Annotated in this window: 12 protein-coding genes and 1 pseudogene; 5 read left to right on the top strand and 8 right to left on the bottom strand. The window is 39.4% G+C overall.

Annotated elements, in window-relative coordinates; translation table 11 throughout:
• Positions 1-128 precede the first annotated feature (128 nt).
• The 5 genes from A5868_RS06860 to A5868_RS06840 all read right to left on the bottom strand — a co-directional run bounded on the left by A5868_RS06860 (position 129) and on the right by A5868_RS06840 (position 5066).
• Complete coding sequence (locus tag A5868_RS06860) at positions 129-386, bottom strand: HPr family phosphocarrier protein (protein WP_086304463.1); 258 nt, start codon at positions 384-386, stop codon at positions 129-131.
• A gap of 1272 nt (positions 387-1658) precedes the next feature.
• Positions 1659-2009, bottom strand: a complete 351-nt coding sequence (locus A5868_RS06855) for a PTS lactose/cellobiose transporter subunit IIA (protein WP_254908309.1) — start codon at positions 2007-2009, stop codon at positions 1659-1661.
• 3 nt (positions 2010-2012) lie between these two features.
• Positions 2013-2318 (bottom strand): PTS sugar transporter subunit IIB, encoded by a 306-nt coding sequence (locus A5868_RS06850; RefSeq protein ID WP_086304155.1) that lies wholly within the window; start codon positions 2316-2318, stop codon positions 2013-2015.
• Entirely contained in the window at positions 2315-3742 is a 1428-nt protein-coding gene (locus A5868_RS06845; protein ID WP_086304157.1) for a glycoside hydrolase family 1 protein, read from the bottom strand. The genes A5868_RS06850 and A5868_RS06845 overlap by 4 nt, the downstream gene beginning before the upstream one ends.
• A 25-nt stretch (positions 3743-3767) precedes the next feature.
• A complete protein-coding gene (locus A5868_RS06840) occupies positions 3768-5066 on the bottom strand; it encodes a PTS sugar transporter subunit IIC (protein ID WP_176281310.1) in 1299 nt (432 codons plus the stop codon).
• A 409-nt stretch (positions 5067-5475) separates the two neighbouring features.
• On the opposite strand from A5868_RS06840, the gene A5868_RS06835 reads away from it, so the two are divergent.
• Entirely contained in the window at positions 5476-5973 is a 498-nt protein-coding gene (locus A5868_RS06835) for a hypothetical protein (RefSeq protein WP_086304161.1), read from the top strand.
• On the opposite strand, the gene A5868_RS18775 is transcribed toward A5868_RS06835, so the two are convergent.
• Entirely contained in the window at positions 5898-6314 is a 417-nt protein-coding gene (locus A5868_RS18775) for a transposase (protein ID WP_139843599.1), read from the bottom strand. The genes A5868_RS06835 and A5868_RS18775 overlap by 76 nt on opposite strands.
• 261 nt (positions 6315-6575) lie before the next feature.
• Here A5868_RS18775 and tnpB point away from each other — a divergent pair, with 261 nt between their 5' ends.
• From tnpB to A5868_RS19520, 4 genes and pseudogenes are all read left to right on the top strand, one after another.
• Positions 6576-6932 carry an IS66 family insertion sequence element accessory protein TnpB gene (gene tnpB, locus A5868_RS06830; protein WP_086304163.1) on the top strand — a complete coding sequence of 119 codons (357 nt, stop codon included), beginning with the start codon at positions 6576-6578 and terminating at the stop codon, positions 6930-6932.
• Between the two features lie 96 nt (positions 6933-7028).
• Positions 7029-7415 carry a transposase gene (locus A5868_RS19320; protein ID WP_254908310.1) on the top strand — a complete coding sequence of 129 codons (387 nt, stop codon included), beginning with the start codon at positions 7029-7031 and terminating at the stop codon, positions 7413-7415.
• A 6-nt stretch (positions 7416-7421) separates the two neighbouring features.
• Positions 7422-8591, top strand: a complete 1170-nt coding sequence (gene tnpC, locus A5868_RS06825; protein ID WP_254908326.1) for an IS66 family transposase — start codon at positions 7422-7424, stop codon at positions 8589-8591.
• Between the two features lie 324 nt (positions 8592-8915).
• Positions 8916-9184: pseudogene (locus tag A5868_RS19520) on the top strand (IS66 family transposase); the annotation flags it as partial.
• An 87-nt stretch (positions 9185-9271) separates the two neighbouring features.
• On the opposite strand, the gene A5868_RS06815 reads toward A5868_RS19520, so the two are convergent.
• Both A5868_RS06815 and A5868_RS06810 read right to left on the bottom strand, forming a co-directional pair.
• The gene (locus tag A5868_RS06815) at positions 9272-10144 is read right to left on the bottom strand and encodes a PTS sugar transporter subunit IIB (RefSeq protein ID WP_086304166.1); all 873 of its coding nucleotides are present in this window, start codon (positions 10142-10144) and stop codon (positions 9272-9274) included.
• A partial coding sequence (locus A5868_RS06810; RefSeq protein WP_087654106.1) for a BglG family transcription antiterminator occupies positions 10141-11911 on the bottom strand: 1771 nt, incomplete at its 5' end. The genes A5868_RS06810 and A5868_RS06815, both read right to left, overlap by 4 nt.

The following is an 11911-nucleotide window of genomic DNA, read 5'->3' as shown; positions in this document are numbered from 1 at the left end:
AGATGTGTATATTACAATTACTTTATTCTTCGATTTATCAATTATTTTTATAATTTTTGTTATATGATACCCGGATCATCTTTTCTGGCAATCTGGCTATCACATCTTTCAACGAAACAAAAGTGTTATTATAAATTTGTCCTGAAGAATTGCTCCAGTTCTTTCGATGCCACTATCTCATCAGAACCCTTACAAATCACAGTAACTTCGTCACCGGTTTTAATATTCATTGTCATTATTCCCATAATTGTTTTTACAGATTTTTCTTTTTCACCACATTTCAGTATTACGTTGCATTCATAATTTGTTGCTTCTTTCACAAGCATTCCAGCGGGGCGTGCGTGAATACCTAGAACGTCTTGTATTTCATATACAAATTTTTTCATTATATTTTTATCCCTGTACATTCAAATTACTCAATTATTCAGCTATCCCGTTTTAATTAGCTGCTATTTCACCCATAATTGAGTTAGTATTAAGTTCACCAGATTCCTTTCAAAAATAGTCTTGTAAAATCTAGCTATAACTCTTTGACAAGTTGTTAATAAGTCTGTTGGTGAAAGATTTTTTAATACGCTTGATTTTTCAGATATTTACCTGAGTTAAGGGTAAGTAGAACAAATGGTAAATGTTTTCTTTCAGGAACTTTCCATATGTCGTATGTTATAATTGATACTGAAGTTACGTTTTTTGTTCGTCACCCCAAGTTTTAATAATAATCGCGAAATATTTACGAAACTTCGAATGACCCCAGCCAATTTGCAGAAGTCAGCTGGAGAAGACATTAAACTCGATTCTGATGACACAAAACATTTTCGCATTATTTTCTTATCTTCTCTTCGGGCAAAGGGTGTCCAATCTATAGACGCAATCTATTCTTGAATAAAGTGTGTTTTAAAAATCGAAGCTTGCGAAGCAAAATCATCTGCATATATATCAATGTTGACAAATCTCATTTCAAAATTTTAAAAAAAGTATTTTAGTAAAAAAATGCCTTTCAACTCAACCGTTGGCTCAATTATCGTTGGTTCCAAAATCTCGAGTATTAGAATTCGAATTGCTTCAAACAATCGATGCCAATAAATCTCCCACAACGTTTCGGGAGAAAACTGATAGAGAAGTAGTTGATATAATGATTGAAATCGATTCGGTTTCTTTTAAAATACTGAGTATATGCTATAAAATTCGTAATTTTAATAATAGTCACTCACTTAATCATTTACTCGCCCATGTAGAACCATATCCGTTCATACTAACTTCCAATTTGAATAAGACAGAATCTTCTCAATTGCATCAATTATTGTACGTGGCCGCTAAATCCATGTCTATTTAGGTATTGTCTGTGCATGGCGATTACCATAGTTATTCTAACTTATTATGTTTTACTTGACTTAATATAATTTAGCTTTCTATTTATATGCTCTTTTCCAAGTTTGCTGTACCTCTTTTTTCATTCCAAGGAAACCTCATTATTAGTATTCTTAAAATGTGCTTAATTATTTATGACTTCGACTAATTCTGATACATCCTCAACACGTAGCATCTAGGTGCATTATAAAATTGGGAACCTACTAATACTAATTGAACCCGAAACAATTTGATTTGAATGGCTTCGGGTTCATTAACATGGAAGTAGGGATATATACTAAGTAAACTGTTTAAATAACGCCAGCCTTAATCAGTTTCTCTTGTAGATCAATAAACTCATCAGCCATAATTTTAAAACAGTCAGCACTCATCAACTGATCCTCACAATGGATAAGCAACATACTGAATGGTATCATTTTCCCTTCGCTTTGCATCGCCAAAAGATTGGCATGCGCATGATGACCTTCTACAAAATACTCCTCACCTTCTTTGACTGAAGCATGAGCTTTCTCAATCCACCCCTGCTTTGCAAACTGCATAGCGTTAATATACTTGCTACGTGCCGTACCAACGTTAGAAATAATCTCAAAGCTAATTTTTTCTAACAAATCCACGCTAATTTTTTTTTCTTCATTATCCATGGTTTATACCACTTTCATTATTTTTTTAGCCTGGTCAATAACTTTAGAAGCATCCATCATACCATAAGCACGCATATCAATCGCTTCAACTGGCACCTTGGGTAATTCCTCTCTGACTCGGTTAAGTTGATATGCAATCTGCGGACCCAGCAGCACACAGTCAACATTTTTTCCTTTTTCCACAGCTTCCGAAACTGGATAAGCATTGATCTCACACTCAAAACCGATTTGCGCTGCGTATGTTCGCATTTTGCTCATCAAAGAACTTGTTGACATCCCCATATTACATAGTAAAACGATTTTTTTCATAATATACTTCCTCCATTAGTGGAAATCACTTGTCTGTACCAGTCGAAAGACTGCTTTCTATAGCGATTAAAAGTTCCTTTTCCATCATCATCCACATCCACATAAACAAAACCATACCTTTTGCTCATCTGACCTGTTGATGCACTGACCAAATCAAGACATCCCCAGGACATGTAGCCCATCAAGTCAACACCGTCCTCAATTGCCTCATACATCTGATTAATATGCTTGCAAATATAATCGATTCGATAAGTATCATTCACAGTAAAGCTATCTTTACTATCCGGGATAAGGTTATCCTTTGCACCGAGTCCATTCTCAACAAGGAATAGAGGCTTCTCATAACGATCGTATAGCTCGATTAGATAACTTTTCAATCCTACTGGATCAATTTGCCAGCCCCATTCGCTAGTTTCCAAGTAAGGATTTAGAATTCCCTCAGTCATGTTTCCCTGGCCCTTCGTACTCATTTCATTTGTAGAGATTACATTGCTCATATAGTAACTGATGCCTAAATAGTCACAAGGGTTGGCAGCCATCAGTTCGAGATCTCCATCCTCAACTTCTAATGTTACACCTAGTTCTTTAAGCATGCTTTCAGTATAGCTCGGATAATGTCCTCGCATCATTACATCACTGAAATAGAATGTTTTACGCTTTTCTTTGATAGTGGCATAAACGTCATCTGGGCGACACGATTCAGGGTAGCTCTGCATTCCGGCCATCATCATACCTATTTGTGAATCTGGGATAATCATATGACACAGTTGATTAGCTCTGGCACTTGCTACAAACATATGATGTGCCGCTTGATATACCACCTGATAGTAATTCGGATCATCACGGGATAGTGTAAAACCTCCTCCGAAATCTGGATAGAGAACAACAGTGTTGATTTCAGTAAAGTTCATCCACAGTTTGACCTTGTCTTTGTAACGCGAAAAGATAGTAGTGCAATAACGCTCGTAAAACTCAATCAATTTGCGATTGCGCCAGCCACCGTAACACTCGGCCAAATACAACGGTGTTTCATAATGAGTGATGTCAACCACGGGCTGAATACCGTATTTGAGAAGTTCATCAAATAGATCATCATAGAATTGCAAACCCATTTCATTCGGTTCTACTTCATCTCCCTTGGGAAAAATGCGCGACCATGCAATGGAAACACGTAGCGTCTGAAATCCCATCTCAGCCATAAGAGAAATATCCTCTTTGTAATGGTGATAAAAATCAATGGCGGTATGACTAGGGTAGTATTTTGCCGTGTCAATTGGGAGGTAATCATTGGTCAGGCGATCTCGACCAGTTAGCATTGTATCAACGGTGCTGGGACCTTTACCGCCTTCTAGCCACGCCCCTTCACACTGGTTAGCCGACAAAGCTCCTCCCCATAAAAATTTACTTGAAAATTGTTTTGTCATAATCTCATACTCCTCGCTAATTTGTTTAAACTACTTCTGCAGATAATTCTTTTAACTGTTCATCTTCGTAGGCTTTTTTATCAATTATTTTAAAGAAAGGATACCATACAAGGATGTCAAGTATTAATAGCACAATGCCCCAAACAAAACCGCTCCAATGGCTGCTTAAAAAACCAAACTGTAGAAAAGCTGGAAGTACAGTGCTAGTAGTTGCCCCGGTAGGACCAACAATGATACCAAATTTAACAACTACTACAGTCAAAATCAGATTAATCGGCTGGAGTAGAATAAAAGGAATGCTCATAATAGGGTTCATAATCATGGGAATTCCGAATATAAGCGGTTCAGTTATGTTAAATAATGAGGTTGGTAAGCTGATTTTGCTCAAAATCTTGAACTGTTCCGCTTTAGCAGTGAAAAGCATAACAATGGAAAGCCCCAGTAGACTACAATCCATTAGTACGGAAGAATAAGCCCATTCTGGAAAAGGGCAGGCTGTTCCAACAGCAAAAGCAGACAAATTGGCTGAGAGTGCAGCACCCTGAATGGTTGCCATAGATGCATAGGCTACCATATCACCGTGAATTCCAAAACACCAAAGTATTTTACCCACAGTTAGGTAAACCATACAACCTACTAGTCCGCCACCCACAGACATCAGCGGAGTTTGTAGTAATGTATAGATAAAGTTTTGTGCTGTATCAAAGCTGGACATTTCGAAGAGGCCGCGTATAACAAGAAAAATCAGAAAAACCAAACAACCTGGAATCATCATTTCGAACATTTTGGAAACGGAAGGTGGTACGGTGTCTGGCATTTTGATTTTCCAGCCACGATCCAGAAAGAAAACATAAAGCCGAGAAGCTAATAGTCCAACAATAATAGCTAGGAAAATGCCTTGTGCACCAAGAGAAGATAATGGCAAAACATTTTCTGTATACTGAGCCACACGTTCCCCAGCCTCACTCATCGTGTAGGTAGTTGCATTGAATGGCGTGAGCATCATAAAGGCACCCAAAGAAATAATTGCACATCCGAAAGCATCTTTCTTAAATTCTTTGCCAAGCGTATATGCCATTGCCAGTACTACATAAACACCCATTAAACTTGAGGTGATTGAAATGGGAATAGAGAGCATTTCACCAAGACCACTAGCTTCGAGAAATGTCTGCCATGGACCGATAGGGATAGATTTAACCAATGAGAACAGCGAGCCAGCGATACTGATGGCTGCGATACTCATAAAACCATTTGTCATGATTCGCATATATTTACTCTCTGTAAATCCAACGATTTTCTGTAAAATGGAGACTTTCATCATCATTTTCCTCCTTGATAAATTTATACAAGACATTAAGGGACACCTGCGCGCCGAGTGTTTGCCTTTTGTCATTTTTAATTTATCATCAAAAAGAACAAAGTTCCTTATCAAAATTACTCAGAGTTTTCCCTTTAAAAAAGATAAAACTGCTAACAAAAAGCGAATTCTGGCATTAGATCATTTATGATTAACTTTTTACGTTGGTTTGGTTTATAATAAAATAGTTACCTTAAAAGGGAAGAAGTACCTTCTTGCATACGACGAAGTTAGAGAACCACTTCGTCGGAGTTGTTTGAGCCAGACAAATCGGCAATAACTGAGCCACTTAAATCGGTAAGAAATGAGCCAGTGATTTCCTGTATAACTTAAGATGTGCAAGTAAGTTTGTACAATAATACAGGAGGTGGCAGCTATGCCAAATTATCTAGAAATTGTTCGACTCCATGAATCATCCATAAGCCAACGTTCGATCAGCCAAATGTTAGGTACCAGCCGGAATACTGTAAGTAAGGTAATCAAACTCGTCACTGCTCACCAATTGAGTTATCAAGAGTTAGTTAATTGGGAGCCACAAAAAGTGGAGGCGCTTTTCAAATCATCGAAACCAGCGAATCACCGCCAAGAGTATTTTACGATGCCAGACAACGAGCGACTAGCCAAAGAGTTGGCCAAGCCAGGCGTCATTTTGCAATTGCTTTGGGAAGAATACGTGGATCAATGTAGGCAGTCAAAACTATTTTATTACCAATTGACACAGTTCAAAAAATATTTTAATGAGTATCTTTCACAACAACCTTTCTCTCACATCATTCACCACAAAGCTGGAGAAAAAGTTCAGGTTGATTGGGCGATATGTAAAGCTTTACATATCGCCCAATCGACTTCACAAAGTTCTCCGGGTTTCCGGTGAATACTCATCGTTGCCTTGTATTTATCCGCATAATTTTTGTAATGGCGGAGAAAGGAACGATAAGAATACGGCACCCGACCTTGTGTTCGGCAGAACACCTCATATTCTTGATGAAGCAGCGCCAAGTTCACACCCGGTTTCACCAACTCTTGATGGATTTGATCAAAATCCATCATGCCATAACCAGAACCTTCGATTGTTTTATGCGGGAAAAGAAATGCTTCCAACCATTGGTCATCCATCTCTTCTGACAAAGGACATACTAATCCTTTATCTTTAGCTAGTTCGATGACCTCTCTGACTTTCGTGCTATCCCAGACTGTCTGCGATAGCACGAACACTGTAAGCGTCAGATAGTAAGGCGTATCGTTTCTTCCAACAAGAGGTGATAAACTAACTGTATCAATTACAGGAGGTACTCACCGATGGAGAAAAAAGAGATTGTTCCTATTCAAATAGTGGATCGGAATCCACTTGCCGCCCTGCCGTTCCCGCCAAATCAAAGATCGCCGCTCGAGTAAAGTTAGGTCAAGCTGAGGCTTTCATTTACAACGGAACAGATAAATACATCTTGGCAATGATCCTTAAGGAGTTGAGCATCCATGCTTCTCGACTTCACTCACGTACCTAATATCTTTCTGGTCTGTGGAAAAACAGATTTACGAAAAGGCATTGATGGATTAGCTGCCTTTGTAATGGAAACCTATCAACTAGATGTTTTTGATCAGGCACTTTTCCTCTTTTGTGGATCAAGACCAGATCGCTTCAAAGCACTTTACTGGGAAGGAGACGGATTTTTATTATTGTATAAGCGGTTTGAAAACGGGCGTCTTCAGTGGCCGAAACACGCTTCTGAGATCAAACGGTTAGACGCGAAACAATTGAAACGATTATTGACCGGGTTTTCGATCGAAGAGAAGAAAACGATTCATACAAGCGCCAAGGGCGCCTTTTATTAAGTAGTAGAAAACGTTGATTTTACGCGTTTTCTGCTACTTTTTTGTATGGGAAATGGTATAATAATAACATGAGATATCCTTAAAAGGAGGTGTGAAATGTTGGGCAACAAAGATAAATCAATGATTTTATATAACAAAAAATTAGAAAAGAAAAATAAAGAATTATCCGAACAATTGGAAATGTCTTTAGAACAAATTCAGTACCTTCAAGAGCAGTTGTTTGCGTTACAACGCCAAATGTACGGTCGAAAAAAAGAGAATACGCCATTGGTCGATGGTCAAACCAATTTGTTTGATTCAGACCCTTTTAAGGAACCAGAGCCCACTGGTCAAGAAAGCCAGGAAACCATTGAGGTGAAAACACACAAGCGAAAAAAGACCAAGGGACAAAAAGCCTTGTCGCTTGTCCATCTGCCAGCGAATCATCTTCATTATTATTTAGAGGAAGAGGATTGTCTTTGTGATGCTTGCGGAGCTCAGTGAACCGAAATTGGTTCAACGGTCGTCCGCGAAGAACCTCTATTTATTCCTGCCCATATTGAAAAGAACCTGCTTCACCAACATGCGTATAAATGTTGTGCCTGCGAACAGAATACCGGCAGTGTGCTAATCAAAAAAGCGCCTGTTCCAAAACCATTAATCAATAATAGTTTCGGTAGTCCAACGATGGTCGCCCAAACGATGATTGAAAAGTACGTCAAGAAAGTTCCTGCTTATCGCCAAGAAAATGAATGGAAGACCTTTGGTTTTCCATTGGATCGTCAAAAAATCACGCATTGGCATCTCCTAGCGACAGACTATGTCTTGGAGCCAATGTATCAATTGTTAAAAGAAGAGCTTCAGGCACAAGAAGTTCTTCATGGGGATGAGACGACGTATAATGTCTTAGATGTTCCGAAAGCTACGACCTATTACTGGGTCTATACTTCAGGAAAATCAGAGAGCTATCCGATCGTCCTTTATCAACGCGAATTATCTCGCAAACATGAGCTACCCCGGAAATTTTTAGACCGCTTTACTGGCTATTTACACAGTGATGCCTACGAAGCCTATGAGAAAATACCAGATGTGAAGAATGTCTACTGTTGGGCGCATGTTCGGCGGAAATTCCATGATGCCCTTGGTTCGCAACCCCAAAAATATAGTGCTGCATTAACAGGCGAGCTCTATTGTGATCTTCTTTTTAAAGAAGATAAGAAACTGCATCAACTTCCACCAGAAGAACGTCAAAAAGAGCGTATTCGGTGGATCAAGCCAATCGTTGATGAATTCTTTTCTTGGGCGACCGATCTCTGTGTTCTTCCAAAATCAAAGTTTGGAGAAGCGGTTGACTACTTATTGAAATATGAGGAGAAGCTGCGTACCTTTTTTGAGGATGGGCGATTGGAAACGTCCAATAATCGTGCCGAGAGGGCAGTGAAGGAATTGGTGATTGGCAGGCGAAACTGGTTGTTTTCCAAGAGTGAGAAAGGTGCCCAATCCTCAGGTATCATTTTGAGTATCCTTCGTACAGCCGTGGAAAATGGGTTAGACCCGAGAAAATATTTGATTTACTTATTTGAAAAAATACCCAATCTTCCAAGTCTAACAAAAACAGCACTGGCAGCTTATTTGCCTTGGAACCCAGAGGTTCAGGCACACTGTCTGGCGAATTACTAACTATCGAATAGAGTCCATCAATCCTATCCTTAAGTATGCCGGATGATTGATGGGCTCTCTTCAAGGCGCCTTAGTATAGGGCGCTTACCGAACACTCAATCCTTCATCGGCCAACTCCAATATCCTACGATAATGAATCATAAAAAACCTCCTGTATAAAAATTTGCACAAGATTGTGCACCATCATTATATGGGAGGTATTGGCTAATTAAGTTGAAGGTGGTACTTTGCTTGGCAGTGACTGGTACTATTTGTGTCACTGGGTGGTAATAATCGTGTCATTAGGTGGAATTTCGGTTGGCGGATATCAATTACGGATAATTAGCCGAACGCCAAATAAAGGAGCTGGTCATCGGACGCAAAAATTATATGCACTCTTGTAGTTTAGAAGGAGCGCGGACTTCGGGAATTATTCTGAGCGTGTACAGAACGGTCGAAGCAAATGAACTTGATTCGGTGAAGTATTTAGAATTTTTATTTGACCGGATTCCAAATATCAAGAGCCTGACTGATGAAGCTTTAGATGAGTTTTGCCTTGGACGCCTCTTGTACAAGAAACGTGTTCCAAGCTATACGTAAAAAGCACCAAATAGCTTAAACCTATTATGCGGTTTAGGCTATTTGATGTTTAGGTATCGAGTGATTAGCATTTACCCTGAATCTTTGAATAAACAAAAATATTATCCTTTCATTTTCAACAATACATGCAGAATTACAAATACTATCATCACCAAGCCCAGGCGAATTACCGGTGTCACAACAGGATGGATCGCCAGAATTCCCCGCAGTGGATATTTCTGAATCAAACAATCCATAGCGTACATAATAAATACAACTAGTACAGCCAAAACGGATAAAAGCAAACAGTATTTAAAACTGAAAATCTCGGCATAAAGATAGTCTGTATTGCCCTGATAAAGTATTTCTACCTGCTGTTCTGGCACCTCAATTGGGAAAAGAATCATTGATGACCACATACAAATAACACCACAGATTCCCCCCCCTAGGTCACTCATTTCACCATATTCATACCCAATAGCGAACATGAGATAAAATCCAATCATTCCTCCACTTGCTTGCCAAATAGGCATAAAGATATCTATCCCAGCCCAAAATGCTATCAAAAAGAACGGTAGTCCCAACAGAAACATCGGTATACAACGCTGCACGGCATGAACCACCAATACTATAAAAGATTTAGGCGTCAACGCAATAGCTGATCTTGAGACTGTTAACATTTTTGGGGTTTTGTGATAAAACCCTGTTTCGATCATATTATAAATTACTTCAACTTGAGAAAAAGCGAAGTCCTTTTCTTCTAGATAGCAAATGGCAAGCCCCATCTCTTTGGCTTTGGTTTCTATAGATTCAGAACAGTATCGAGCCTGTGGTGCAATCAATATCACATCTACTTCCTGCAGTCTTTCTTCGCACAGCTGGATCTTACAAGCCCAAATTAGGTCACTCTTGCCCATCTTTGTTGCATATGTCTGCAGTTTACTTGCCAGCACACTGGTAGTTATACCGGATGTACATACTAACAAAACATTCATTGCTTACTCTCTCCAAACAGTTCAAATTGCAATGTGTCAAAGTTTAGATTTCGTACCAAACGGGTGACTGCCTTCTGGTCACATACTAGTCGAGTCACATCTTCCTGAAATTGAATTGCATCATTATTTTCATATGGTGGTATTGCCTGTAAAATGACCAATCGAACGTTATTATATTTCCAACGAACTGGCTTTTTCAAACTCATCACAGCCAGTAGGTTCTTTTCTCCATCATATTCACAAGGGTGCGGTAACGCAACTTGATTCCCTACCTCAGTAGTACTTAACGTTTCCCGCCGCTCCACTTGATCAGTAAAATCATCAGGTAAAGATACTCTTTCACTCAATGCAGTACAAAAAACATCTATAATTTCTCTCGGAGTTGATAAACTTTGATTCGGTAGCAAGACACAAACCTGTGGTAAAGCTAATTTTTTTTTCGCATTTATTTGGATGTTTCCAGAAACAAGAAATTCATCTATTCGCTCCATACTCTGCTGGCTCATTGCCAAATCAATCGTTACCGTGGGTGCCGGGTACTGTTTCATTAGCGGCACAGTGGACAGTATGCAAAGGACCCCGTCATAATTTATGTCGTCGAGTTCATAGATTGAAGTCATAATCAGATTTTCGCTTTTGAAATGATAGCTTTCCACTAGCCTGTGCCGAAGCAACCGAGCAGTTCCACGTCCGGAAGCACAGACTACAACGATTTTTTGCATAATCTCACTCTGTTTGCGCTGTTCTAGCGCTAAGGCGAAATGCATCGTTAGATAACCTGTTTCTTCCTCGCTGATTTCCAACCCATAAAGTGTAGTAATCACATTACTCGCACATAGAGCTAGTTCAAATGCACGAGGCATATCCCTCTTGATTTCTTGCATAACGGGGTTACTCTGTGGCAAGCCAAACCTTAAGCGAAGTAGCAAGGGCTGCATATGTAGTGCCAGCGCCGTACGGAGCTCCTTATCTTGCAATAAGTCTACCCCTTTTTCAACCTTAATATGTTGCAGTACTGCTTCAACACAATCTCTTGTTTCTGTGTCAACAGTTTGCGATTGCAATAATACCCGTTTGCCCAGTAAATGCAGTACAATATACTGTTCCTCAGTTAGAGGAAATTGAATATCAAATTCTGTTTCAAAACTATGTGTTATTTCGTGAGCAGCCTTCTGTTCTGGTTCTGATGATGGGAGATTTGCAAGCCCCCCTTCCTCCAACGAGTTACCTTCAGCAATTCGGCGGATAGCAATTACACAATGCTGCACAAGATTATAAAAGTTTATATCATTTATCACAAGACCATACTTACGAATCACTTCCAAAAGTATTGCCTGCACCTGCTTTGTCATAGATTCTTGTCGATAGGTATCCGTAGCCACCTTATGCGCATAGCACAAGCGCTTATCCAGCTCATCACCTATAAGACGAATTCCGTGATGTGGCTTACTTTCAAGTTTCAGTCGATATTCCTCTGCTATCTTCTTAATTTGGGGCATGAGCCTATCTATAGTTGCGCGACTGACAAAAAAATCGTCAGCCAGTTTTTCTATACGCAAAAATGAATTGGCTTTAAGTAAACAGTCCAGTACACCACTAATTCGTCTCTCGTTATTGTTCGGCAAATAGGATGTTTCGGCAATATAATTTAGAAATGCCCTTTGCTCAATTATAGTCAGGCAATATCCGTCAACCTGTGTGTAGCTGACTTTAAACCCAACACATCCAAGCTTATTTTGTTCCCATATTGACTTTACTTGCCTAGTA

Origin of the sequence: Enterococcus sp. 12F9_DIV0723 (assembly GCF_002174375.1) — a bacterium.
In the GTDB taxonomy this organism is placed as follows: Bacteria; Bacillota; Bacilli; order Lactobacillales; family Enterococcaceae; genus Enterococcus_A; species Enterococcus_A gilvus.
The sequence above is the reverse complement of the archived record's forward strand: the minus strand, read 5'-3'. Positions and strand labels throughout refer to the sequence as shown.

Bases quoted from the DNA above. Each gene is read 5' to 3' on its own strand.
- A5868_RS06860 (WP_086304463.1), bottom strand. From the start codon at position 386: ATGAAAAAATTTGTATATGAAATACAAGACGTTCTAGGTATTCACGCA.
- A5868_RS06855 (WP_254908309.1), bottom strand. From the start codon at position 2,009: ATGGATAATGAAGAAAAAAAAATTAGCGTGGATTTGTTAGAAAAAATT.
- A5868_RS06850 (WP_086304155.1), bottom strand. From the start codon at position 2,318: ATGAAAAAAATCGTTTTACTATGTAATATGGGGATGTCAACAAGTTCT.
- A5868_RS06845 (WP_086304157.1), bottom strand. From the start codon at position 3,742: ATGACAAAACAATTTTCAAGTAAATTTTTATGGGGAGGAGCTTTGTCG.
- A5868_RS06840 (WP_176281310.1), bottom strand. From the start codon at position 5,066: ATGATGATGAAAGTCTCCATTTTACAGAAAATCGTTGGATTTACAGAG.
- A5868_RS06835 (WP_086304161.1), top strand. From the start codon at position 5,476: ATGCCAAATTATCTAGAAATTGTTCGACTCCATGAATCATCCATAAGC.
- tnpB (WP_086304163.1), top strand. From the start codon at position 6,576: ATGCTTCTCGACTTCACTCACGTACCTAATATCTTTCTGGTCTGTGGA.
- A5868_RS19320 (WP_254908310.1), top strand. From the start codon at position 7,029: ATGTTGGGCAACAAAGATAAATCAATGATTTTATATAACAAAAAATTA.
- A5868_RS06815 (WP_086304166.1), bottom strand. From the start codon at position 10,144: ATGAATGTTTTGTTAGTATGTACATCCGGTATAACTACCAGTGTGCTG.